The organism is Streptomyces sp. CA-135486 (assembly GCF_050936555.1).
Lineage (GTDB): Bacteria > Actinomycetota > Actinomycetes > Streptomycetales > Streptomycetaceae > Streptomyces.
The window spans coordinates 1,318,705-1,342,978 of sequence record NZ_JBNJMM010000001.1; the positions used below are offsets into that span (position 1 = coordinate 1,318,705).

Genomic DNA, 24,274 nt, shown 5'->3' on the forward strand with positions numbered 1-24,274 from the left:
GCCCCTGCGGGTAACCTCCCGCTCATGTCCCGCCATGTCGCTATCGTCACCGATTCAACGGCCTACCTGCCGCCGCCGACGATGGAGCGTCACGGCATCATCGCGGTGCCGCTGACCGTTGTGCTCGGTGATCAGGCGCTCGAAGAGGGGACCGAGATCTCGGCCCGCTCGCTGGCACTGGCGTTGCAGAAGCGACGCTCGGTGACCACCTCCCGGCCGAGTCCAGAGATGTTCGCCGAGGTGTACCGGGCCAGGGCCGAAGCCGGCGCCACCGGCATCGTCTCGCTGCATCTGTCGGGCGAGTTCTCGGGTACGTACGACGCCGCGGTGCTGGCCGCCAAGGACGCACCGGTGCCGGTGCGGGTGGTCGACACCGGGATGGTCGGGATGGCGCTGGGCTTCTGCGCGCTCGCCGCCGCGGAGACGGCCGAGGGGGGCGGCACGATCGACGAGGCGGTGGCCGCTGCGGAGAAGCGGGCAGCCGGCACGTCCGCGTACTTCTATGTCGACACCCTGGACTATCTGCGTCGTGGCGGACGGATCGGGGCTGCGCAGGCCCTGCTCGGCTCGGCGCTCGCGGTGAAGCCGCTGCTGCAGCTGGACGGCGGCCGGATCGAGCTGCTGGAGAAGGTACGTACGGCGTCGAAGGCGATCGCCCGGCTTGAGGAGATCGTCGTCGACCGGGCCGGGGCGAGCAGTGTGGACATCGCCGTGCACCATCTGGCCGCGCCGGAGCGGGCCGCGGTGCTGGCGGAGCGGCTGCGCGAGCGGGTTCCCGGCCTGGCCGACCTGTATGTCAGCGAGGTGGGCGCGGTGATCGGGGCGCACACGGGGCCGGGGTTGCTGGCGGCCGTGATCTCACCGCGGTAGGTGCACAGTGTGGCGTACGCGCAGTCACCCTTGTAGGTGACCGAGTTATCCACAACAGGGCGGTTGTCCACGGAAATTGAGCCCGCTCAGCGGGTTCGGACGGATGTGCCTACCGTCCTGTGGCATGGCTATCCGATCACGTTCTGCAACCAGTGGGCCGGGCCGCGCCCCCGCCTCGGACAGCCGTGCCCGTGACGGGCGCGGATCAGGCTCGCGCTCTCGCAGTAGACGACGCGTGGCCGCCATCTCGAATGCCACGGTGTCCAGTACAGCCCTGCGCCGCCGGGCGGACGCCCTCTTCGAGGGGCCGCGGGGCAGTGCGGACCCGAGTCCGGACGCGGCCGTCGTGCTCGACGCGGCTGTCGTTCGCTCCCGGGCCGAAGGGGGAGGCGGGCGTTCCCGGGCCGGAGAGGGCGGCGGGCGCTCCCGGGCCGGAGAAGGCGGCGGGACTGCCGCTGTCGGCGTCCCTCCCGGGGGCGTCGACATCGGTACGGGCGCCATCGGCACGGGCGTTTGGCAGCGCGTGCGGCTTGCGGCGCGCGAACGGCTGCCGTTGTGGGTCCAGCTCAGATGCGGGCTCGAAGCCAGGACGCTGGCAGCCCTGACCGTCGTGCTGGTGGTGGCCGCGGCCTTCGCGGTCCAGCACTTCTGGATGGCGAGTCCGCAGCCTGTACGGGCCCCGGAGCTGGTCCATCAGAGCGCGGCCATGCCGGAGCCGAGCCCTTCGCCCGGGCCGCCGCCGACGGCCGCGGAGCCCGGCGGGCGGATCGTCGTCGACGTGAGCGGAAAGGTGCGCAGGCCGGGAGTGCTCCGGCTGCCTGCCGGATCGAGGGTCGCGGACGCACTGCGGGCGGCCGGAGGCGTCAAGGCCGGCACGGATCTGACCGGGCTCAACCGGGCACGGGTGCTCATGGACGGCGAGCAGGTGGTAGTGGGCGGACCCGCACCGGCGGCACCGCCGGGGCCGACGGGGTCAGGCCAGGGCGGGTCACAGGCCGCGGGTCCTGTCAGCCTCAACTCGGCGACCGTGGAACAGCTGGACACCCTGCCGGGGGTCGGTCCCGTACTGGCCCAGCACATCGTCGACTACCGCACCGAGCACGGGGGCTTCCGGTCCGTCGACGAGCTCCGCGACGTCGACGGGATCGGCGATCGCCGGTTCGCGGACCTCCAGACCCTGGTACAGCCATGACGCGCCCCGCTGTTCACGCCGGCTCGGGGCACCGGCTGGGGGCGGCCGACCCCCGGCAGGAGGGGCCGGTTGATCTGCGGCTGGTGCCACCGGCCCTGGCCGCCTGGGCAGCGGCGGCTCTGGCCGTCGGCGCGCGGGGGTGGTGGACGGCGGTGGGCGTCATGGTGTGCGTCGCCGCAGCGGGGTTGCTACTGGTCGTCGGTGCGAGCGGGGGCAGGGGCCGCATCACGCGCGGTGGCGAGGAGACGCCCGTCAGCACACACACCCGACGGCGTCGGCTCAACGCCACAGCCGTGGCAGCGATGCTGCTGTGCGCCGCAGCGGGTGCGGCCTCGGCAGGGCTGCACGGCGCAGATGTGCGGCGCGGGCCGCTACCGGAGCTGGCACGCCAATACGCGCACGTCACCACCGAGTTGACGGTCACGTCCGACCCCCGGATGATCCGTCCCCGTATCCGCGGGAATCGGGCGGGTGGCGGATTCCTCGTGCTGAACGCCGAGGCCACCCGGGTGACGGCTCCTCGTGGCGGGGCTACCGAGATCCAGACGCCCGTCCTCGTGATCGTGGCGTCGGGTGCCCTCCGCAAGGCCGACGGGACCGGCGCGCAGTGGCGGCGGTTGCTGCCCTCCACCCGGCTGAGGGTGACCGGACGGCTCGCACCGCCCTCGGGCGACGACGACCCGTTCGCGGCGGTGCTGAAGGCGCAGGGGAACGGTCCGCCGCAGATCACCGGACCGCCAACAGCCGTCCAGCGCACAGCCGGAGGGCTCCGGGCCGGACTGCGCGAGGCGACGGACGGGCTCGCCCCGGACGCTCGTGCGCTGCTGCCCGGGCTGGTCGTCGGGGACACCTCACGGATCACGCCCGATCTCCAGGACGCCTTCGAGGCGACCGACCTGACTCATCTGGTCGCTGTGTCAGGAAGCAATCTGACCATCGTGCTCGTCCTGCTCATCGGGCCACCGGGCACCGCCCTGCTGGCCGAACGGCGGGGTGTGGCCCCACGGTTGGGCATCACGCTGCGCGGAGCCGCAATCCTCGGAGGGGCCCTCACGCTCGCCTTTGTGGTGGTGTGCCGGCCGGAACCGAGCGTGCTGCGGGCGGCGGCCTGCGGGACCGTCGTACTGCTCGCCATCGGCACCGGACGCCGCCGCTCGCTCGTCCCGGCGCTGGCCGCCGCCGTGCTGCTGCTGGTCCTGTACGACCCGTGGCTCGCCCGCAGTTACGGCTTTCTGCTCTCCGTGCTGGCCACAGGCGCCCTGCTCACCATCGGCCCGAGCTGGAGTGCGGCGCTGCAACGCAGACGGGTGCCGCCCCGGCTCGCCGAGGCCCTGGCCGCGGCAGCCGCCGCACAGGCCGTGTGCGCTCCTGTGGTGGCCGTGTTCGCCGCCCGGGTCAGCCTGGTGGCGATCCCCTGCAACTTGATCGCTGAGCTCGCCGTCGCCCCGGCCACGGTCCTCGGTTTCGCTGCGCTCGCCGCTGCCCCGGTGGCAATGCCGGTCGCCGAGTTGGTGGCCCGCTGTGCCGGGTGGCCAACCGGGGGGATCGCCTCCGTCGCCCGCACGGGGGCAGCGCTGCCCGGCGCCACAACGGACTGGCCGGGCGGCTGGCGCGGCGGCTTGCTGTTGGCCGCCGTCACGGTTCTGGTCGGACTCCTGGCCCGCCGGCTGCCGCGACATCCCTGGGCGGCCGCGGTGTGCGCGCTGCTGCTCGTGCTTGCCATCGTGCGTCCGGTCCCGTTGACCAGGTTCATCACCGGCTGGCCGCCGCCGGGCTGGACGTTCGCGATGTGTGATGTGGGGCAGGGGGACGCAACGGTGCTGGCGGCGGGCGACGGCGCGGCCGTGGTCGTGGACGCGGGGCCGGCCCCCGACCTCGCCGACCGGTGTCTGCGCGAGCTGGGAGTCACCCGGGTCCCGCTGCTGCTCCTCACCCACTTCCACGCCGACCACGTGGCCGGGCTGCCCGGGGTCCTCCGCGGCCGGGCGGTCGGCGCAATCGAGACCACGGTGCTCGACGAGCCGCAGGACCAGGCTGCGTTCGTACGCCGAGTGGCCGACTCCGCCCGGGTGCCGGTGGTACGGGCCGAGGCGGGGGAGCGGCGCCGTTCCGGGCCTCTCGACTGGGAGGTGCTCTGGCCGGGGGCGGGAGCGGCCCCGGCGATCGAAGGGCCCAACGACGCAAGCGTCACGCTGTTCGTGCGGATCGAGGGCGGCCCCACCCTGCTGCTCCTCGGCGACCTCGAACCACCGTCCCAGCGGGGGCTGTTGCGGGCCTTTCCCGCACTCCCGCACGTCGATGTCCTCAAGGTCGCCCACCACGGCTCCGCGCATCAGCACCCCGGCCTGCTGCACGCTGTGCGCCCGCGCCTGGCGCTGATCTCCGTCGGCCGCGACAACGGGTACGGCCACCCCTCTCCCCGTACTGTCGGCGCGCTCCGCGCCCAGGGCGCGGTGGTGCTGCGTACGGACACGGACGGGGCGATCGCGGTGGCGGGAGGCGGCCGGGACCTGAGGGCGGTCCCCCGGGGCGGCGCGGATCCTTCCGCGGCTGCTGCCTCCACCGGTGCCGCGGCTGTGCGAACTCCCCTACTAGGAGCCGGAGAGCGACCTGGCCGCCGGCCCCCGGCCGTGGTGCGACCTGGCCGCCGGCCCCGGGCCGGGGTGCGAGCCGTCGCCTCGGGCGGCAGGCGTAGGACCAAGGGTCCATGGCGGGTGTGCACCCCTCGGGCCACACTCTCCCCATGGATGCCTACCTCCGTCGTATCGGGGCGAGCCGCCCGGAGCGCGCCGACGCCGCCGCGCTGCGCGATCTGCAGTTGCGGCACCTCTGGACGGTCCCCTTCGAGAACCTCTCCATCCACCTCGGCGAGGACATCGAGCTGCAGGAGAAGGCGCTCCTCGCCAAGATCGTGGACGCCGGCCGCGGCGGGTTCTGCTACGAACTCAACGGAGCCTTCGCCGCGTTGCTGCGCGACCTGGGCTTCACCGTCACCCTTCTCCAGGCAGGTGTCTTCGATGGCGAGGGCCGGCTCGGCATCCCGTACGACCATCTCGCCCTGCTCGTCGGGACGGCGGACTCGACCGGCCCCTGGCTGGCCGACGTCGGCTTCGGGGACCATGCCCACCACCCGCTCGCGTTCGACGAGCGGGGGGATCAGCATGACCCGGCGGGTACGTTCCGGATCGTCGAGGTGCCGGAGTCCGAACACGGCGATCTCGACGTCCACCGCGACGGCAAGCCGCAGTTCCGCCTGGAGCGGCGGCCCCGCGTGCTGGACGACTTCCGGGCCGGGGCGTGGTGGCACCGCACCTCGCCCGCCTCGCACTTCACCCGGTCCGTCGTCTGCTCCCGGCTCTCCCCCGAGGGCAGGATCACGCTCAGCGGCCGAAAGCTCGTCACCACCGAGCACGGTGGGCGCCAGGAGCAGCCGCTGGCCGACGACGCGGCGGTGCTGGCGGCGTACCGCGACCACTTCGGGTTGCTGCTCGACCGCCTGCCGCCGGCTCCGGGCCGAGCAACCTGAACAATGTCCCTGTGAGTGCTGTGAGACATGTACTGGTGCTGCCCGACCGGGATGCCGCGGAAGAGGCGGTCGAGGCGCTCAGCGACCGCTTCGGCGTCGTCGATGAGCCGTTGCTCGTACGGGACGCGCTGGCCGGTGAGGACGACGCCGAGGACGCCCAGTGGCTGGTCGTCGTCGAGGACCCGGCGGGGCGGTTGGACCCCGCGAAGCTGGATGAGTTCGCGGGGGAGTGGGACGGCTGGCGCGAGGAGCCGTAGGGAAGCGGTAGGGAGGACGGGGGTCGTGTCAGTGGTGCGTGGGATGCTGGTTCGCGATGGCCACCAGGAAGAATTCGACCGATGATCCCCTCGCCCCCGTCACGCTCGCCGTGGGCCAGGAGGATCTGCTTCTCGACCGCGCCGTGCAGCAGGTGGTGGCGGCAGCGCGTGCCGCCGACGCCGACACGGACGTGCGCGACCTCACCGCGGACCAGTTGCAGCCGGGCACGCTCGCGGAGCTGACCAGCCCTTCGCTCTTCGCCGAGCGCAAGGTCGTGGTCGTGCGGAACGCTCAGGATCTGTCCGCGGACACGATCAAGGACGTCAAGGCGTATCTCGACGCGCCCGCCGAAGAGATCACGCTCGTGCTGCTGCACCCCGGCGGGGCGAAGGGCAAGGGTCTCCTGGACGCCGCGCGCAAGGCGGGCGCGCGGGAGGTCGCCTGCCCCAAGACGACGAAGCCCGCGGAGCGGCTCACTTTCGTACGGTCCGAATTCCGTGCGCTGGGCAGGTCGGCGACGCCTGAGGCGTGCCAGGCGCTGGTCGACTCCATCGGGAGCGATCTGCGCGAGCTGGCGAGCGCGGTCTCGCAGCTCACGGCGGATGTCGAGGGCACGATCGACGAGGCGGTCGTCGGGCGCTACTACACCGGCCGGGCCGAGGCCTCCAGCTTCACGGTCGCCGACCGCGCCGTGGAGGGACGGGCGGCGGAGGCACTTGAGGCGCTGCGCTGGTCCCTGTCGACGGGGGTCGCGCCGGTCCTGATCACCAGCGCGCTGGCGCAGGGGGTACGGGCGATCGGCAAGCTCTCCTCGGCGCGTGGCGGGCGGCCCGCGGATCTCGCACGCGAGCTGGGCATGCCGCCGTGGAAGATCGACCGAGTGCGGCAGCAGATGCGGGGCTGGACGCCGGACGGGGTGGCGGTGGCGCTGCGCGCGGTGGCGGAGGCGGATGCGGGTGTGAAGGGCGGGGGGGACGACGCGGAGTATGCGCTGGAGAAGGCGGTGGTGGCGATCGCTCGCGCGGCGCGGTCGCGTCGCTAGCGCGGTTTCCCCGACCCCGCCCCTTCCCGCCGTATCGATGTGCGGCTCCGCCGCGTGGGGAGCCTCCGCCCCGGACCCCTGGGCGAGAGCCCCGCGGGGGCGGACGCCCCGGCCCCCCCCGGGAGCGCCGGCTTCGCGACGCCTCGGCCCTCGGGGCCGAAGCTCTCAGGGATGCGCCTGCTTCGCGCCGCGCCCGCCCCTGCCTCGCGCCCGCCCCTGCCCCGCCCCCGGCCGGGACCCGCACAGCCCGCGCTTCCGCCCTCACCCGCGCAACGCCGAAGGCCCCGACCGCACGTCCTGGGGAAGGACGGCGAACGGGGCCCACGGTTCAAGCTGGTGCGCCGCACCCGCGTGGCGAACGCAGGCCGCGTGCGGCGCTAAGAGGTGCCGGGGCGGGAGCGGATGAGAGGGCCCGCTGGATCCCTACCGGCGACAATCAAGAGGTTCAGCCCTTGAGGGAGCCAACCTTGGAGGCCAGCGCCGACTTCTTGTTGGCGGCGGCGTTCTTGTGGATGACACCCTTGGAGACGGCCTTGTCGAGCTTCTGCGACGCCTCGCGGAGGGCCACAGTGGCCTTCTCGGCGTCGCCCGAGGCGGCAGCCTCACGGGCCTTGCGGATCGCGGTCTTGAGCGACGACTTGACGGCCTTGTTGCGCAGGCGCGCCTTCTCGTTCGTCTTGTTCCGCTTGATCTGGGACTTGATGTTCGCCACGAAAGAGCCTTTTCAGGTTCGATGAAATTGATCTTGATCCTTTACGGACCTTGATCTTTTACGTCGTGTCTCGTACATGAGAGGGCACGAGACACAGCTGCCCAGGCTACCAGCCGCCCATCGGACGGCCCAAACCGGTCGCAGCCCCGCAGCCATGGGACCATGGAAGCTACGTATCGATCCGACATCGCCCGAGACGAGACGCCCCGCGTCTCAAGAATCAGGACCCTGCGTGCCCGCGACTCCTACCCACGTGCCCGAGCCGAGCCGTACCGACCCGGCGCTGATCCGCAATTTCTGCATCATCGCGCACATCGACCACGGCAAGTCGACCCTTGCCGACCGGATGCTTCAGCTGACCGGTGTGGTCGATCAGCGGCAGATGCGCGCTCAGTACCTCGACCGCATGGACATCGAGCGCGAGCGCGGCATCACCATCAAGTCCCAGGCGGTCCGGCTGCCGTGGGCGCCCACCGAGGGCGAGGGTCAGAACACGACCCACATCCTCAACATGATCGACACCCCGGGCCACGTGGACTTCACCTATGAGGTCTCCCGGTCGCTCGCGGCCTGCGAGGGCACGGTCCTCCTCGTCGACGCCGCCCAGGGCATCGAGGCGCAGACCCTCGCCAATCTCTATCTGGCGATGGAGAACGACCTCACGATCGTCCCGGTCCTCAACAAGATCGACCTGCCGGCCGCCCAGCCGGAGAAGTTCTCCGAGGAGCTCGCCAACCTCATCGGCTGTCAGCCCGAGGACGTTCTCAAGGTCTCGGCCAAGACCGGTGTCGGTGTGGAAGCCCTCCTCGACAGGGTCGTACGGGACGTGCCCGCGCCCGTCGGCGTCGCCGACGCGCCCGCCCGCGCGATGATCTTCGACTCGGTGTACGACTCCTACCGCGGCGTGGTGACGTATGTACGAGTCATCGACGGCCAGCTGAACAAGCGCGAGCGCATCAGGATGATGTCCACCGGCGCCACCCACGAGCTGCTGGAGATCGGCACCAACTCGCCCGAGATGCTGCCGGCCGACGGCCTCGGCGTCGGCGAGGTGGGCTACCTCATCACCGGGGTGAAGGACGTCCGCCAGTCCAAGGTCGGTGACACGATCACCACCCTGCACAAGGGCGCCACGGAGGCCCTCGGCGGCTACAAGGACCCCAAGCCGATGGTGTTCTCCGGCCTGTATCCGCTGGACGGTTCGGACTACCCCGAGCTGCGCGACGCCCTCGACAAGCTCCAGCTGAACGACGCCGCGCTGGTGTACGAACCCGAGACGTCCGCCGCGCTCGGATTCGGGTTCCGCGTCGGCTTCCTCGGGCTGCTGCACCTGGACGTCATCCGGGAGCGGCTGGAGCGCGAGTTCGGGCTGGACCTGATCGCCACCGCACCCAACGTGGTCTACCGCGTGGTCATGGAGGACGGCACCGAGCACACCGTCACCAACCCGAGCGAGTTCCCCGAGGGCAAGATCGCCGAGGTGCACGAGCCGGTCGTACGGGCCACGATCCTCGCCCCCAGCGAGTTCATCGGTTCGATCATGGAGCTCTGCCAGACCCGCCGCGGCACGCTGCTGGGCATGGACTACCTCTCCGAGGACCGGGTCGAGATCCGCTACACCCTCCCCCTCGCCGAGATCGTTTTCGACTTCTTCGACCAGCTGAAGTCCAAGACGCGCGGTTACGCCTCCCTCGACTACGAGCCCACCGGCGAGCAGGCCGCCAGCCTGGTCAAGGTCGACATCCTGCTGCACGGCGACAAGGTCGACGCCTTCTCCGCCATTACGCACAAGGACGCGGCGTACGCGTACGGCGTCCGGCTGGTCGCCAAGCTGCGCGAGCTCATCCCGCGGCAGGCCTTCGAGGTGCCCATCCAGGCCGCCATCGGCTCCCGGGTCATCGCCCGGGAGACCATTCGCGCCATCCGCAAGGACGTCCTCGCCAAGTGCTACGGCGGTGACATCTCCCGCAAGCGGAAGCTGCTCGAGAAGCAGAAGGAAGGCAAGAAGCGGATGAAGATGGTCGGCAGCGTGGAGGTTCCGCAGGAGGCCTTCATCGCCGTGCTGTCCAGTGACGAGGGTGGCAAGGGGAAGAAGTAGCCTCAAGCGTCGCCAGTGGTCGCGACTGATGAGCGGAAGCGCCCGACCGTGGTCCGGTCGGGCGCTTTTCGTGTGTCTGCGGGCGCATCACCCGATAGGTGAGGGATACACCGACCATCGGTTCCAGCCATTGATCTCTGCGTCTGTTCGTTATCAAGCGGCAGCCTGCAGCCTCTTACGCACCGGCTTTGTGCGCTCTACTCTGATCACGGCTCGATGGTTACTCGCCAGTTAAACAACCAGCCAGTTGCAGTGCTGCCGCAGGCCCGGAGGACGTCGTGAGCGACACACAGACCCTGATCGAGAACCGACCGCCCTCCGTGGCGACTCTTTTCGCCGAGCGTGTGGCGGCTACGCCGGACGCCGAGGCCTACCGCTACCCGGTGGCCCCCGCCGCCGGTCAAGGGCCCGACGACTGGAAGTCGCTGAGCTGGGGCCAGGCCGCCGAGCGGGTCTACGCCATCGCGGCCGGTCTGATTGATCTCGGCGTGCAGCCCGAGGACCGGGTCGCGCTTGCCTCCTCCACCCGGGTCGAGTGGATCCTCGCCGACCTCGGTGTGATGTGCGCGGGCGGCGCGACCACGACCATCTACCCGTCCACGAACGCCGAGGAGTCGGGGTACATCCTCGCCGACTCCGCCAGCCGCGTGCTGATCGCGGAGGACGCCTCCCAGCTCGCCAAGGCGCGCGAGAAGCGGGCGGATCTGCCGGAGCTCAAGCACGTCGTCGTCCTCGACACGACCGGCGTCGAGCCCGACGAGAGCGAGCCCGATGGCTGGGTGCTCTCGCTCGCCGACCTGGAGGCGCGCGGCGCGCAGTACCTCGAAAAGCATCCCGAGGCCGTGAAGGAGCGGATCGAGGCGATCACCGCGGACCAGCTGGCGACGCTGATCTACACCTCGGGCACCACGGGACGGCCCAAGGGCGTGCGGCTGCCGCACGACAACTGGTCGTACATGGCCAAGGCCACCGCCGCGACCGGGCTGATCAGCAAGGACGACGTGCAGTACCTCTGGCTGCCGCTCGCCCATGTCTTCGGCAAGGTGCTGACCTCCGGACAGATCGAGGTCGGCCATGTCACCGCCGTCGACGGCCGGGTCGACAAGATCATCGAGAATCTGCCGGTGGTGCAGCCGACCTATATGGCGGCCGTGCCGCGCATCTTCGAGAAGGTCTACAACGGCGTCGCCGCGAAGGCGCGGGCCGGCGGCGGCGCGAAGTACAAGATCTTCCAGTGGGCGGCCGGTGTCTCGCGCGAGTACGCCAAGGCCGTGCAGGACAACTTCCGCCGTACGGGCACGGCCTCCGCGCCCTTCGGGCTGAGCGCAAAGCACAAGGTCGCCGACGCGCTCGTCTACTCCAAGCTCCGTGACGCCTTCGGCGGGCGGCTGCGCGCCGCGGTCTCCGGCTCCGCCGCGCTCGCGCCCGACATCGGCTACTTCTTCGCCGGCGCCGGGATCCACATCCTGGAGGGCTACGGCCTCACCGAATCCAGCGCGGCGTCCTTCGTCAACCCGGGCGAGGCGTACCGCACGGGCACGGTCGGCAAGCCGCTTCCCGGCACGGAGGTGCGCATCGCGGACGACGGCGAGATCCTGCTGCGCGGCCCCGGGATCATGGAGGGCTACCACGGTCTGCCGGAGAAGACCGCGGAAGTCCTGGAGTCCGACGGGTGGTTCCACACCGGGGACATCGGCGAACTCTCCGCGGACGGCTATCTGCGGATCACGGACCGCAAGAAGGACCTGATCAAGACGTCGGGCGGCAAGTACATCGCGCCGGCGGAGGTCGAGGGACAGTTCAAGGCGGTGTGCCCGTTCGTCTCCAACATCCTGGTGCACGGCGCGGACCGTAACTTCTGCACGGCGCTGATCGCGCTCGACGAGCCGACCATCCTCGGCTGGGCCAAGGAGAACGGCCTGGACGGCAAGTCGTACGCGGAGGTGGTGGCCACGCCGCAGGCCCAGCAGCTGATCGAGGGGTACGTGCAGCGGCTGAACGAGGGGCTGCAGCGCTGGCAGACGATCAAGAAGTTCCGGCTGCTCCCGCGCGACCTGGACATCGAGCACGGCGAACTGACGCCGAGCCTCAAGTTGAAGCGGCCGGTCGTCGAGCGTGAGTACCGCGAGCTGATCGAGGACATGTACGCGGGCTCCCGCGAGGCCTGAGGCCGCGCCTTCCCGAACCGGGACTCCACCCCTTGCTCCCTGCAGGGCAGGCAAAAGGGTGGCGTCCCGGTCCCGGTCCGGGCCTCAGCCTCGGACGCGGCCCAGGTCCCTCAGTGCTTCCTCCACCCGCGTCAACTGCGTCCGCAGCTCCGGCGCATCGGCCGGGCCGCTGAGGTCCAGCGCCTTCTCAATCGCACCCAGCCGGTCCGCGATCGTGCCCAGCTGATGCTGCTCGCGGGCCAGCAGTCGCTCCAACTGGCGGTTCTTGCGGTGCAGATCGAGGAACACATTCACCTTCGCCCGCAGCACCCACGGGTCGAACGGCTTGGTCAGAAAGTCCGCCGCCCCCGTCGCGTACCCCCTGAAGGCGTAGCCTCGGTCCGCCTCCGCCCCGGTCAGGAAGATGATCGGGACGTCCTTCGTCTGGTCCAGACGCTTGATGTTGGTCGCCGTCTCGAAGCCGTCCATGCCGGGCATCCGGACATCCAGCAGGACCACCGCGAACTTCTGCCGCAGCAGTGCCTTCATCGCCGCCTCGCCGGAACGTGCCCGCACCAGCGGTTCGTTGAGGGACCCCAGTACTGCCTCCAGGGCGACGAGATTGTCCTCCATGTCGTCCACGAGGAGGATGCTCGCGCGGTCGGCGGTGGGCGCCTCTGTGCTCATCGTGTCTGCCTTACGTGATCGTCGGTGGGACAGCCGGCTGCTCGTCGCCGCCTGGCTCTCCCGGTGCTGCGGGTATTTCTTCGGACGCCGCGCCGTCCGGGTCGGCCGTCTCGCGCTCAGGGTCCAGCAGGGCGCAGACGACGGTCAGCAGACGGTCCACATCGACGGGTTTCGGTACGTACTCGTTCGCGCCCTGCGCGATCGACTTCTCGCGGTCCCCGGGCATCGCCTTCGCGGTGAGCGCGACGATCGGCAGATCCGTCCACAGCGGGCTGCGCCGGATCGCCTCGATCGTCTCGTAACCATCCATCTCGGGCATCATGATGTCCATCAGGACCAGTTCGACGTCGGGGTTGCGCTCCAGTGTCTCGATGCCCTCCCGGCCGTTCTCCGCGTACAGCACGGGCATGCCCACCCTGCCCAGTACATGGGTGAGCGCAAAGACGTTGCGGATGTCGTCGTCGACGATGAGGACGCGGCGGCTCGACAGGATCCGGCCGGCCCGGCCCGACCTCCACTCCTCCAGCTTGGTCGTCGTCGGCCAGCCGTCGTCCAGGTCCGGGAGCCCCATGTGGTCGGCGAGAGGGCGCTCCGGCGAGGTAGGCGGGACGGCCCGCACCTCCTGGGGGTCGTGGCCGTCGTGGGAGCCGTCGCTCTCGGCGCCGACATGGCCTGGGTAGACCACGGGGACGTACAGCGTGAAGGTGGAGCCGCGGCCCGGCTCGCTCTCCGCGATGATCCGGCCGCCGAGCAGCCCCGCGATCTCCCGGCTGATGGACAGACCGAGGCCCGTGCCGCCGTACTTGCGGTTGGTGGTGCCGTCGGCCTGCTGGAACGCCTCGAAGATCACCGGCAGTTTCTCCTTCGCGATACCGATACCGGTGTCGGTGACGGCGAAGGCGATCAGGTCCTCCATGCCCTTGAGCAGCTTGTTGTCGGGGTCCTTGACCCTGTTCACGCGCAGTTCGACGCGGCCCGATGAGGTGAACTTGATCGCGTTGGAGAGCAGATTGCGCAGGATCTGCTGGAGCCGCTGCTCGTCGGAGAACATCTCGCGCGGTACGTCCTCGCCCACCGCGACCTCGAAGGCGAGACCCCGGTCGATGGTGATCGGGCGGAAGGTGGCGTGCACGTAGTCCAGCAGCTTGATCAGCGGCAGCTTCTTCGGGCGTACGTCCATCCGGCCGGCCTCGATCTTCGACAGGTCCAGAATGTCGTTGATCAGCTGGAGCAGGTCGGAGCCCGAGCGGTGGATCGTGGCCGCGAACTGCACCTCCTGGTCGGAGAGATGGCCGTCGGGGTTGTCGGAGAGCAGCCGGGCGAGGATGAGCAGCGAGTTCAGCGGGGTGCGCAGCTCGTGCGACATGTTCGCCAGGAACTCCGACTTGTACTGCGAGGAGGTCGCCAGCAGCGCCGCCTTCTCCTCCAGTTCGGCGTTGGAGCGCTGCAGCTCGGCCTGCTGCCGCTGCAGCTCGTTGGAGCGCTCCTGGAGCTGTATGGCGAGGCGCTGGGACTCGCCCAGCAGTGACTCGGTACGGGAGTTGGCGATGATGGTGTTGATCGCGACGCCGATGGTGTTCACGAACTGGTCGAAGAAGGCCAGGTGGACGTCGGAGAAGCGGGAGAAGGACGCCAGCTCGATCACGCCGAGGAGCTTGTCCTCGAAGAGGATCGGGATGATGACGACGCTGGTCGGGGACGCCTCGCCAAGTCCAGAATTGATCTTGATGTAGTCCGGCGGGGCCTCCTCCAGCAGGATCCGCTTCTTCTCCAGGGCCGCCTGGCGGACCAGGCCGTGGCCCGGCATGCCGGTGGTGTCTATGGTGGCCGACTGGGCGGAGCCGTAACCGGCGATGAACGCCAGTCCCTTGGTGGTCGACGTCGTACGGGACGGAGTGCCGTCGGCGTCCGGATCGGCCAGGAAGAACGCGCCGTACTGCGCGTTCACCAGCGGGGTCAGCTCGCGCAGGATCAGGTCGGCGACCTCCATCAGGTCGCGGTGGCCCTGCATCAGACTGGCCAGGCGGGCGAGGTTGGACTCCAGCCAGTCCTTGGCCCTGGTGGTCTCGCGGAGGTTGGACACCATCAGGTTGATGTTGTCCTTGAGCTCGGAGACCTCGCCGCGGGTCTCGACGGTGATCGAGCGGGACATGTCGCCCTGGGTGACGGCGGACGCCACCTCGGCGATGGCGCGGACCTGGGTGGTGAGGTTGAGCGCGAGCTCGTTCACACTGGTCGTCAGGCGCTTCCAGGTGCCGTACACACCCTCGACCCGCGCCTGGCCGCCGAGCTGGCCCTCCGAACCCACCTCGCGGGCCACGCGCGTGACCTCGGAGGAGAACGAGGAGAGCGTGTCCACCATGGTGTTGATGGTGGTCTTCAGCTCCAGGATCTCGCCGCGCGCGTCCACGTCGATCTTCTTGGAGAGATCGCCCTGGGCCACTGCCGTCGCCACCTGCGCGATGTTCCGGACCTGGGACGTGAGGTTGTCGGCCATGTAGTTGACGTTGTCGGTGAGGTCCTTCCACAGACCGGTGACACCGAGTACCTGGGCGCGGCCGCCGAGCCTGCCGTCCGTGCCCACCTCGCGGGCCACCCGGGTGACCTCGTCGCCGAAGGCGCGCAGCTGCTCCACCATGGTGTTGACGGTGTCCTTGAGCTCCAGGATCTCGCCGCGCGCGTCGACGGTGATCTTCTTGGAGAGGTCGCCGTTGGCGACGGCGGTGGTGACCTGTGCGATGTTGCGGACCTGGGACGTCAGGTTGGACGCCATGAAGTTGACGTTGTCGGTGAGGTCCTTCCAGACGCCGGACACGCCGCGGACCTGAGCCTGGCCGCCGAGGTTTCCTTCGGTGCCGACCTCGCGGGCGACGCGGGTGACCTCGTCGGCGAAGGCGGAGAGCTGGTCGACCATGGTGTTGATGGTCGACTTCAGCTCCAGGATCTCGCCCTTCGCCTCGACCGTGATCTTCTTGCCGAGGTCGCCCTGGGCGACGGCCGTGGACACGAGCGCGATGTTCCGCACCTGGGACGTGAGGTTGTCGGCCATGAAGTTGACGTTCTCGGTGAGGTCTTTCCAGACGCCGGACACGCCGCGGACCTGGGCGCGGCCGCCGAGGTTTCCTTCGGTGCCGACCTCGCGGGCGACGCGGGTGACCTCGTCGGCGAAGGCGGAGAGCTGGTCGACCATGGTGTTGATGGTCGACTTCAGCTCCAGGATCTCGCCCTGGGCGTCGACGGTGATCTTCTGGGACAGGTCGCCGTTGGCGACGGCGGTGGTGACCTGTGCGATGTTGCGGACCTGGGACGTCAGGTTGGACGCCATGAAGTTGACGTTGTCGGTGAGGTCTTTCCAGACGCCGGACACGCCGCGGACCTGGGCCCGCCCGCCCAGCTGGCCCTCCGTACCGACCTCGCGGGCCACCCGGGTGACCTCGTCGGCGAAGGCCGAGAGCTGGTCGACCATGGTGTTGACGGTGAGCTTCAGCTCCAGGAGCTCGCCGGTCGCCTCGACCGTGACCGTACGGGTCAAGTCGCCGCGCGCCACCGCCGTGGTCACCGCGGCGATGTCGCGCACCTGCGCGGTCAGCCGGGCGGCCATGGTGTTGACCGCCTCGGTCACGTCCCGCCAACTGCCGGACAGGCCCTGCACCTTGGCGCGCCCGCCGAGGCGGCCCTCGGTGCCCACCTCCCGGGCCACCCTGGTCACCTCGCCGGTGAACAGGGACAGCTGGTCCACCATCTTGTTGACCGCGCGGCCCAGACGGCGCAGATCGCCGCGCAACTGGCGGTTGCCGTCGTGCAGATCGACCCGCTGAGTGAGATCGCCGCCCGCCACCGCGTCCAGCACCCGGGTGGCGTTGGCGGCCGGTACCACCAAGGCGTCCAGCAGCGCGTTCGTACTGATGACTCCGGACGTCCAGGCGCCCTGGCCGGGGCTCGCCGACAGACGGTCGTCCAGCCTGCCGTGCCGCACCACCTCCCGGCGCACCCGGGTCAGTTCATCCGCGAAGTGCTGATTGCGCACGGCGATCTGGTTGAACATCGCCGCCAGCTCCGCCGACATGCCCTCATGGGTTTCGGGCACACGTACCGTGAAGTCTCCGTCCCGCAGTGCCGTCATCGCGGCCAGCAGCGGGCGCAGCTCCGCCACACGTATCCAGGCGCCGTCGGAGGGCGGCTGGGCGGGCGACAGCGCAAGATCTTTATTCATATCCGCCCACTTCGGTGACTCGACGCTTATGGGCAGGCTCAGTCTGTCACTCTGTCGGTGTCATAAGCGGCGCATTGCCAGAACCGACCAGGAGCCACACCGTGGGGTCCTTTCCGATGCAGCGCGATACGGTCCAACGCTCAACGCCGTTGTACCCGTTACGGGATGACGCACGGTCGATTTCGCGCACCAGTCTGCCGGGCAACCCCCTCGCGCCGTCCGCCGCACGCCGCTTCGTACGCGCCGCCCTCGCCGACTGGACCAACCTCGGCCTGCTCGCCACCTGCGCCTTCTGCCGAGGGACGGCCGGCAGCGGGGGCTGCCAGCCGGGCCGGCACAGTACGGACCGGCTCGCGGACGACGCCGTACTCGTCGTCAACGAACTGGTCACCAACGCCGTCGTGCATGCGGGCACCACCGTCGAACTCCTCTGCCGGCTCGAGGAGCAGGCCGACGGCGAGCCGGCCGCGCTGGTGATCGAGGTCTCCGACCATCACCCGGCCAGGGCCGTACGGAACGAACCGGACGGCGAGGACCGGACCGGCACCCCTGAGTACGGGCGCGGCCTCCATCTCGTCGGCGCCCTCGCGGAGCGCTGGGGCATCACCTACCTCACGGCCCTCAAGACCGTCTGGGCCCGGCTGCCCGTCGACGGCTGGGACACCTGCCCGCTGCCCGGCGCCGAACCGGCAATGCAACGCGGACTGCGCGCCGCCGAGATCCTCGCGCCCGCGCCGCGCCGCGCCGTCCGCGAGGACCAGGACTGGCTCAGCCGCGGCGCGCTCTCCTTCCTCGCCGAAGCGTCCGACCTGCTCGCCGGGCAACTCGACGAGGACATGGTCGCCGCGCTGGCGGGGCAGTTGCTGGTGCCGCGGCTCGCCGACTGGTGCGCGATCTGGCTGGAGGGCGAGGCCGGGCGCGCGGGGTGGGGCACGGGCGGCCCGTCGGGGGCCGCGCAACGGCTCGCCCGCGTCTGGCACGGCGACGAGTCCCGGATCGAGAAGCTGCGCGAGGTCCTCGGCAAGGAGCCGCCACGGCTGCCCGAAACACCGCGCAACGGGCCGGTGTCGATCCCCTGGCCGACCGAGGGCGAACCCGGCGAAGAGGAGGGGACGGCGCTGGCCTACCGACTCGTCGCGGGCGGGCGCGGGCTCGGCACACTGGTCGTCGCCCGGCACGGGCCGGGGCGCGTGCCCGATGAAGTGACCGCGCTGATCGAGGACTTCGCCCGGCGGGTGGCTCTGGCGATCGGCGCGGCCCGCCAGTACACCCGGCAGGCCACCATCAGCAGGATCCTGCAGCGCGGGCTGCTGCCGGGCAAGGTCGGGGAGATCCCCGGCGTCGACCAGTTCCTCGTGTACGAGCCGAGCGACGACGGAGTCGCGGGCGGCGACTTCTACGACATCTTCCCGGCGGGCTCGGGCGGCCGCTGGTGCTTCATGCTCGGCGACGTCCAGGGCAGCGGGCCCGAGGCCGCCGTCGTGACCGGGCTCGCCCGGCCCTGGCTGCGGCTGCTCGCTCGCGAGGGATACCAGGTCGGCGCGGTGCTCGACCGGCTGAACGGACTCCTCCTCGACGATGCGATGGAGGCGGCCGAGGCAGCCGCGCTGATGGTGGCTGCCGCGGGCGGGCAGGGGCTGCCGGAGGGGCCGCAGGCGCGGTTCCTCTCCGTCCTCTACGGCGAGCTGGTGCCCTTTGCGCAGGGCGGCGTGCGGTGCACAGTCGCGAGCGCGGGCCATCCCCTGCCGCTGCTGCTGAGGCCCGACGGCCGGGTGCTCACGGCGGCTGAGCCGCAGGTGCTGCTCGGGGTCGTCGAGGACGTGGCCTACCAGAGCCAGACCTTCGACCTGGAACCTGGCGACACGCTGCTCTGCGTCACGGACGGGGTGACGGAGCGGCGCTCGGGGGCGCGGATGTTCGACGACGGGGACGGGCTCGCGCGGGTGCTGGCGAGCTGCGTGGGGCTGACCGCGCAGGGGGTGGCCGAGCGGATCAGGCAGGCGGTGCACGAGTTCGCGGAGACGCCGCCGGGAGACGATCTCGCGCTGCTGGTGCTGCGGGCGCAGTAGCCGTGCCGTGCCACGTCCTGGGTGCCCACAGGCGACGTGCCGGGCCACGTCCTGGGTGACGGACAATGGGGGGCATGCCTTCCGTACTGCCCGATGGTGAGCCGATGCCCGAGAACGGGACGCTGCCCGCGTCCGCGCTCGAGGGCGCCGGAGACCGGCCGCTCGCCTTCTATCTGCATGTGCCGTACTGCGCGACCCGCTGCGGCTACTGCGACTTCAACACCTACACGGCGACCGAGCTGCGCGGCTCGGGCGGCGTGCTGGCCTCCCGCGACAACTACGCCGCGACGCTCACCGACGAGGTGCGGCTGGCCCGGAAGGTGCTCGGCGACGACCCGCGACAGGTCCGGACCGTGTTCGTCGGGGGCGGTACGCCGACGCTGCTCGCCGCCGCCGATCTCGTACGGATGCTGGATGCCGTACGGGAGGAGTTCGGGCTCGCGGACGACGCGGAGATCACCACCGAGGCGAATCCGGAGTCGGTGAACCCCGAGTATCTGGCGGAGCTGCGCGAGGGCGGCTTCAACCGGATCTCCTTCGGCATGCAGAGCGCGCGGCAGCATGTGCTGAAGGTGCTGGACCGTACACATACGCCGGGGCGGCCCGAGGCATGCGTGGCGGAGGCGCGGGCGGCGGGCTTCGGCCATGTGAACCTCGACCTGATCTACGGCACGCCGGGGGAGTCCGACGACGACTGGCGCGCGTCGCTCGCCGCGGCGGTGGGCGCGGGTCCCGACCACATCTCGGCGTACGCGCTGATCGTGGAGGAGGGCACGCAGCTGGCGCGGCGGATCCGGCGCGGTGAGGTCCCGATGACGGACGACGACGTCCACGCGGACCGGTATCTGATCGCCGACGACGTGCTGTCGCGCGCCGGTTTCGACTGGTACGAGGTCTCCAACTGGTCGACCTCCCGGGCGGGCCGGTGCCTGCACAACGAGCTGTACTGGCGCGGCGCGGACTGGTGGGGCGCGGGACCCGGGGCGCACAGCCATGTGGGCGGCGTGCGCTGGTGGAACGTGAAGCACCCGGGCGCGTATGCGGCGGCGCTGGCGGAGGGGCGGTCGCCGGGGGCGGGCCGCGAGGTGCTCTCGCCGCAGGACCGCCGGGTGGAGCGCGTCCTGCTGGAACTGCGCCTGCGCGAGGGCGTGCCACTGTCGCTGCTCCGGCCCGCGGGCCTCGCGGCGGCGGGGCGCGCGCTGGGGGACGGCCTGCTGGAGTCGGGGGCGTACGAGGCGGGGAGTGCGGTGCTGACGTTGCGGGGGCGGTTGCTGGCGGATGCGGTGGTGCGGGACCTGGTGGACTGACGGGGCGGAGCCCTGCCGGGCCTTCCCGAGTGGGGGCTCCGCCCCGAGCCCCGCTCCTCAGTCGCCGGAGGGGCGGGACATTCCTACGGCGCCGTCACGAAATCGATCAGCTCCTCCACCCGCCCCAGCAGCTCCGGTTCCAGGTCCCTGTAGGACCGCACCCCGGAGAGAATCCGCTGCCACGCCGCCCCCGTGTTCTCCCGCCAGCCCAGTGCGCGGCAGACGCCCGTCTTCCAGTCCTGGCCGTGCGGGATCGACGGCCACGCCGGGATGCCCACCGAGGAGGGCTTCACCGCCTCCCACACGTCGATGTAGGGATGGCCCACCACCAGCACGTCCGCGCCCGTGACCCGGTCCGCGATGCGGGACTCCTTCGAGCCGGGGACCAGATGGTCCACCAGGACGCCGAGGCGTGCGTCCGGGCCGGGGGCGAAGTCGGCGACGATCGACGGGAGGTCGTCGATGCCCTCCAGGTACTCGACGACGACGCCCTCGATGCGCAGGTCGTCGCCCCAGACGCGTTCCACGAGTTCCGCGTCGTGGCGGCCCTCCACGTAGATGCGGCCCGCACGGGCGACACGGGCGCGCGCCCCCGGGACCGCTATCGATCCCGAGGCCGTACGGGCCGGGCGGGCCGGGCCCGCAGCCGAGGGGCGGACGAGGGTGACCACCTTCCCCTCCAGGAGGAAGCCCCGCGGCTCCAGCGGGAAGACCCGGTGCTTGCCGAAGCGGTCCTCCAGCGTCACCGTCCCCGCCTCACAGCGGATCACCGCACCGCAGAAGCCCGTCCCGACCTCCTCCACGACCAGATCGGGCTCGGCCGGCACCTCCGGTGCGGGCCGCGACTTCTTCCAAGGCGGGGTCAGATCCGGGCTGTAGCTGCGCATTCGGCGACGCTACGACACCCCGAAGCGCGCCGCCAGCATGTCTCGCTGCGCGCGTACGAACGCCGCGTCCACGACCGCCCCGTGCCCCGGCACATACACCGCGTCCTCGCCGCCCAGTGACAGCAGCCGGTCCAGCGCCGCCGGCCAGCGGGACGGGATGGCGTCCGGGCCCGCCTGCGGCTCGCCGGACTCCTCCACCAGGTCGCCGCAGAACACCACCTCCGGGTCCCCCGGCACCAGCACCGCGAGGTCGTGGCCCGAATGACCGGGGCCCACGTTCGCCAGCAGCACCTGGCGGCCGCCCAGCTCCAGCGTCCACTCGCCGCACACCAGATGCTGCGGCACCACCAGCACGTCGACCGCCTCCGCCGCATCGGCGGCCAAGACCCCGTGGCGTACCGCCGAGCCCCGGATCGCGTCCCGGTCCCGCCGCATCAGATCCGCGATGCCCACCGCGCCGTACACCTCGGCCCCCGAGAACGCCGCCGTCCCCAGCACATGGTCGAAGTGGGGGTGACTCAGTGCGATATGCGTCACGCGGCGGCCGGGCAGCAGCGCCTGTGCCTGAGTGCGCAGCTCGGCGCCCTCACGCAGTGTGGAGCCCGTGTCGTACATGAGGACACGGTCCTCACCGGCGATCAATCCGGTGGTCGCGTCCCAGACCGGCAGCCGTCGACGCCCCACCCCGTCGGCCAACCGCTCCCAGCCGAAGTCTTCCCAACTGACGTCCATACCGCGACGCTACTGGCAGCGACCGGCACAGCGCGCGGTAGCGTGGTCGGCTGTCCTGGCTGGCGGCCCTTGCTAGGGGTGTACCTCACCGCCGTACACTGGCACGGGGAAAATGCTGGCACTCGTACGCAGCGAGTGCCAGGCACCACCGAGGAACCACAGCTGGAGGTGTGCGCGATGCTCAGCGAACGCAGACTCGAGGTGCTGCGCGCCATCGTCCAGGACTATGTCGGCACCGAGGAGCCCGTCGGCTCCAAGGCGCTCACCGAGCGTCACAAGCTCGGCGTCTCGCCGGCGACCGTCCGCAACGACATGGCCGTGCTGGAGGACGAGGGCTACATCGCCCAGCCCCACACCAGCGCCGGCCGTATCCCCACGGACAAGGGTTACCGGCTCTTCGTCGACAAGCTGGCCGGCGTCAAGCCGCTGTCGTCGCCCGAGCGGCGCGCCATCCACAGCTTCCTGGACGGAGCCGTCGATCTCGACGACGTGGTCGGCCGTACGGTACGGCTGCTGGCGCAGCTGACCCGGCAGGTCGCCATCGTCCAGTACCCCTCGCTGACCCGGTCCACCGTCCGGCATGTGGAGCTCCTCTCCCTCGCGCCGGCCCGGCTGATGCTCGTGCTGATCACGGACACCGGGCGGGTCGAGCAGCGCATGATCGACTGCCCCGCGCCGTTCGGCGACAGCTCGCTCGCGGACCTGCGGGCCCGGCTCAACAGCCGGGTCGTCGGGCGCCGCTTCGCGGATGTGCCGCAGCTGGTGCAGGACCTTCCCGAGTCCTTCGATTCGGAGGACCGCGGGACCGTCTCCACGGTGCTCTCGACCCTGCTCGAGACCCTGGTCGAGGAGACCGAGGAGCGGCTGATGATCGGCGGCACCGCCAATCTGACCCGCTTCGGGCACGACTTCCCGCTGACCATCAGGCCGGTGCTGGAGGCGCTCGAGGAGCATGTGGTGCTCCTCAAACTGCTCGGTGAGGCGAAGGAATCGGGCGGCATGGGCATGACCGTACGGATCGGTCATGAGAACGCCCATGAGGGCCTCAACTCCACGTCCGTCGTCGCGGTGGGCTACGGTTCGGGCGACGAGGCAGTTGCCAAACTCGGCGTGGTCGGACCGACCCGCATGGACTACCCCGGAACGATGGGAGCGGTACGCGCAGTGGCACGTTACGTCGGACAGATCCTGGCGGAGTCGTAAGTGGCCACGGACTACTACGCCGTACTCGGCGTACGCCGCGACGCGTCCCAGGACGAGATCAAGAAGGCCTTCCGCCGGCTTGCCCGTGAACTCCACCCGGATGTGAATCCGGACCCGAAGACGCAGGAGCGCTTCAAGGAGATCAACGCCGCGTACGAGGTGCTGTCGGACCCGCAGAAGAAGCAGGTCTACGACCTCGGCGGGGACCCGCTGTCGCAGGCGGGCGGCGGTGGCGCGGGCGGCTTCGGAGCCGGTGGCTTCGGAAACTTCTCGGACATCATGGACGCGTTCTTCGGGACGGCGTCGCAGCGGGGACCGAGGTCGCGCACGCGGCGAGGCCAGGACGCCATGATCCGCCTGGAGATCGACCTCAACGAGGCGGCCTTCGGCACGACGAAGGACATCCAGGTCGACACGGCCGTCGTGTGCACCACGTGCTCCGGCGAGGGCGCCGCGCCGGGCACCTCGGCGCAGACGTGTGACATGTGCCGTGGCCGTGGTGAGGTCTCGCAGGTGACGCGGTCCTTCCTGGGGCAGGTCATGACCTCGCGGCCGTGCCCGCAGTGCCAGGGCTTCGGCACGGTCGTGCCGACGCCGTGCCCCGAGTGCGCGGGCGACGGGCGTGTACGGTCCCGCCGGACTCTTACGGTCAAGATCCCGGCCGGTGTCGACAACGGGACGCGCATCCAGCTCGCCGGCGAGGGCGAGGTCGGGCCGGGCGGCGGCCCCGCGGGTGATCTGTACGTGGAGATCCACGAGCTGCCGCACCCGGTCTTCCAGCGGCGCGGCGACGATCTGCACTGCACGGTGACGATCCCGATGACGGCGGCGGCGCTGGGCACGAAGTGCCCGCTGGAGACGCTGGACGGGATGGAAGAGGTCGACATCCGCCCGGGCACGCAGTCGGGCCAGTCGATCCCGCTGCACGGGCGCGGGATCACGCACCTGCGGGGCGGGGGGCGCGGCGACCTGATCGTGCACGTCGAGGTGATGACGCCGTCGAAGCTGGACGCGGACCAGGAGAGGCTGCTGCGGGATCTGGCGAAGCTGCGGGGCGAGGAACGGCCACTGGGCCAGTTCCAGCCGGGCCAGCAGGGTCTGTTCTCCCGCCTGAAGGACGCGTTCAACGGTCGGTAGGGTCTGGGCCGGCGGGGGCGCGTGAGCTGCGCGCGCCTGTCGGCGGGTCCGCCCCGCGTGGGTACCGCAGACCTTGCGCGGTCGCGCAGCCGACGGCGGACGGGGCTCGGGGGCATGCCCCCCGGTTTCGGGAAATGGCCGGGTGGGGGAAATCGCACCCCAGAGCTCGGCCGCGGCGCCGCAGCGGGGGCCCG

16 protein-coding genes and 1 pseudogene are annotated in these 24,274 nt (G+C 70.8%); 12 read left to right on the plus strand and 5 right to left on the minus strand.

The genetic code is table 11. The annotated features are described in order from the left end of the window. Positions 1-24: 24 nt before the first annotated feature. The 6 genes and pseudogenes from ACQEVG_RS05890 to holA all read left to right on the plus strand — a co-directional run bounded on the left by ACQEVG_RS05890 (position 25) and on the right by holA (position 6,888). Complete coding sequence (locus tag ACQEVG_RS05890; protein WP_432978057.1) at positions 25-870, plus strand: DegV family protein; 846 nt, start codon at positions 25-27, stop codon at positions 868-870. A 124-nt stretch (positions 871-994) separates the two neighbouring features. Further along, complete coding sequence (locus tag ACQEVG_RS05895) at positions 995-2,062, plus strand: helix-hairpin-helix domain-containing protein (RefSeq protein WP_432978060.1); 1,068 nt, start codon at positions 995-997, stop codon at positions 2,060-2,062. Beyond that, positions 2,059-4,593, plus strand: a pseudogene (locus ACQEVG_RS05900) (ComEC/Rec2 family competence protein); the annotation flags it as partial. The gene ACQEVG_RS05895 and the pseudogene ACQEVG_RS05900, both read left to right, overlap by 4 nt. Before the next feature lie 212 nt (positions 4,594-4,805). Next, a complete protein-coding gene (locus tag ACQEVG_RS05905; protein WP_432978063.1) occupies positions 4,806-5,588 on the plus strand; it encodes an arylamine N-acetyltransferase family protein in 783 nt (260 codons plus the stop codon). Between the two features lie 11 nt (positions 5,589-5,599). Further along, a complete protein-coding gene (locus ACQEVG_RS05910) occupies positions 5,600-5,845 on the plus strand; it encodes a hypothetical protein (RefSeq protein ID WP_432978066.1) in 246 nt (81 codons plus the stop codon). A 56-nt stretch (positions 5,846-5,901) separates the two neighbouring features. Beyond that, on the plus strand, positions 5,902-6,888 hold the full coding sequence (holA, locus tag ACQEVG_RS05915) for a DNA polymerase III subunit delta (RefSeq protein ID WP_360879854.1): 987 nt from the start codon (positions 5,902-5,904) through the stop codon (positions 6,886-6,888). A gap of 445 nt (positions 6,889-7,333) precedes the next feature. Here holA and rpsT read toward each other — a convergent pair whose 3' ends face one another. Further along, positions 7,334-7,600: a 30S ribosomal protein S20 gene (gene rpsT, locus ACQEVG_RS05920; RefSeq protein WP_360879857.1), complete on the minus strand. Its 267-nt coding sequence runs from the start codon at positions 7,598-7,600 to the stop codon at positions 7,334-7,336. Between the two features lie 232 nt (positions 7,601-7,832). Here rpsT and lepA point away from each other — a divergent pair, with 232 nt between their 5' ends. Both lepA and ACQEVG_RS05930 read left to right on the plus strand, forming a co-directional pair. Beyond that, a complete protein-coding gene (gene lepA, locus ACQEVG_RS05925; protein WP_432978071.1) occupies positions 7,833-9,698 on the plus strand; it encodes a translation elongation factor 4 in 1,866 nt (621 codons plus the stop codon). A gap of 278 nt (positions 9,699-9,976) precedes the next feature. Then, positions 9,977-11,866: an AMP-dependent synthetase/ligase gene (locus ACQEVG_RS05930; RefSeq protein ID WP_432978074.1), complete on the plus strand. Its 1,890-nt coding sequence runs from the start codon at positions 9,977-9,979 to the stop codon at positions 11,864-11,866. Positions 11,867-11,950: 84 nt separating this feature from the next. On the opposite strand, the gene ACQEVG_RS05935 is transcribed toward ACQEVG_RS05930, so the two are convergent. Further along, positions 11,951-12,532: a response regulator gene (locus tag ACQEVG_RS05935; RefSeq protein ID WP_432978079.1), complete on the minus strand. Its 582-nt coding sequence runs from the start codon at positions 12,530-12,532 to the stop codon at positions 11,951-11,953. Between the two features lie 10 nt (positions 12,533-12,542). Further along, on the minus strand, positions 12,543-16,655 hold the full coding sequence (locus ACQEVG_RS05940) for a HAMP domain-containing protein (protein WP_432985092.1): 4,113 nt from the start codon (positions 16,653-16,655) through the stop codon (positions 12,543-12,545). 206 nt (positions 16,656-16,861) lie between these two features. Between ACQEVG_RS05940 and ACQEVG_RS05945 the strand changes: the two genes are divergently transcribed. Further along, positions 16,862-18,814: a SpoIIE family protein phosphatase gene (locus ACQEVG_RS05945; RefSeq protein ID WP_432985095.1), complete on the plus strand. Its 1,953-nt coding sequence runs from the start codon at positions 16,862-16,864 to the stop codon at positions 18,812-18,814. A 74-nt stretch (positions 18,815-18,888) separates the two neighbouring features. Further along, positions 18,889-20,121: a radical SAM family heme chaperone HemW gene (gene hemW / locus ACQEVG_RS05950; protein ID WP_432978082.1), complete on the plus strand. Its 1,233-nt coding sequence runs from the start codon at positions 18,889-18,891 to the stop codon at positions 20,119-20,121. 83 nt (positions 20,122-20,204) lie between these two features. Here hemW and ACQEVG_RS05955 read toward each other — a convergent pair whose 3' ends face one another. Together ACQEVG_RS05955 and ACQEVG_RS05960 are read right to left on the minus strand one after the other, a co-directional pair. Beyond that, positions 20,205-21,008, minus strand: a complete 804-nt coding sequence (locus ACQEVG_RS05955) for a DUF3097 domain-containing protein (RefSeq protein ID WP_432978085.1) — start codon at positions 21,006-21,008, stop codon at positions 20,205-20,207. A 9-nt stretch (positions 21,009-21,017) separates the two neighbouring features. Beyond that, positions 21,018-21,740: an MBL fold metallo-hydrolase gene (locus ACQEVG_RS05960; protein WP_432978088.1), complete on the minus strand. Its 723-nt coding sequence runs from the start codon at positions 21,738-21,740 to the stop codon at positions 21,018-21,020. 177 nt (positions 21,741-21,917) lie between these two features. Between ACQEVG_RS05960 and hrcA the strand changes: the two genes are divergently transcribed. Together hrcA and dnaJ are read left to right on the plus strand one after the other, a co-directional pair. Then, complete coding sequence (gene hrcA / locus ACQEVG_RS05965) at positions 21,918-22,943, plus strand: heat-inducible transcriptional repressor HrcA (RefSeq protein WP_432978091.1); 1,026 nt, start codon at positions 21,918-21,920, stop codon at positions 22,941-22,943. Further along, positions 22,944-24,080 (plus strand): molecular chaperone DnaJ, encoded by a 1,137-nt coding sequence (gene dnaJ, locus ACQEVG_RS05970; protein WP_404723361.1) that lies wholly within the window; start codon positions 22,944-22,946, stop codon positions 24,078-24,080. It abuts the gene before it with no gap. The last annotated feature ends 194 nt before the right edge of the window (positions 24,081-24,274 follow it).

Bases quoted from the DNA above. Each gene is read 5' to 3' on its own strand.
- ACQEVG_RS05905 (WP_432978063.1), top strand. From the start codon at position 4,806: ATGGATGCCTACCTCCGTCGTATCGGGGCGAGCCGCCCGGAGCGCGCC.
- ACQEVG_RS05945 (WP_432985095.1), top strand. From the start codon at position 16,862: ATGCAGCGCGATACGGTCCAACGCTCAACGCCGTTGTACCCGTTACGG.
- ACQEVG_RS05890 (WP_432978057.1), top strand. From the start codon at position 25: ATGTCCCGCCATGTCGCTATCGTCACCGATTCAACGGCCTACCTGCCG.
- ACQEVG_RS05935 (WP_432978079.1), bottom strand. From the start codon at position 12,532: ATGAGCACAGAGGCGCCCACCGCCGACCGCGCGAGCATCCTCCTCGTG.
- holA (WP_360879854.1), top strand. From the start codon at position 5,902: ATGGCCACCAGGAAGAATTCGACCGATGATCCCCTCGCCCCCGTCACG.
- ACQEVG_RS05895 (WP_432978060.1), top strand. From the start codon at position 995: ATGGCTATCCGATCACGTTCTGCAACCAGTGGGCCGGGCCGCGCCCCC.
- ACQEVG_RS05940 (WP_432985092.1), bottom strand. From the start codon at position 16,655: ATGACGGCACTGCGGGACGGAGACTTCACGGTACGTGTGCCCGAAACC.
- ACQEVG_RS05955 (WP_432978085.1), bottom strand. From the start codon at position 21,008: ATGCGCAGCTACAGCCCGGATCTGACCCCGCCTTGGAAGAAGTCGCGG.
- ACQEVG_RS05960 (WP_432978088.1), bottom strand. From the start codon at position 21,740: ATGGACGTCAGTTGGGAAGACTTCGGCTGGGAGCGGTTGGCCGACGGG.
- hrcA (WP_432978091.1), top strand. From the start codon at position 21,918: ATGCTCAGCGAACGCAGACTCGAGGTGCTGCGCGCCATCGTCCAGGAC.
- hemW (WP_432978082.1), top strand. From the start codon at position 18,889: ATGCCTTCCGTACTGCCCGATGGTGAGCCGATGCCCGAGAACGGGACG.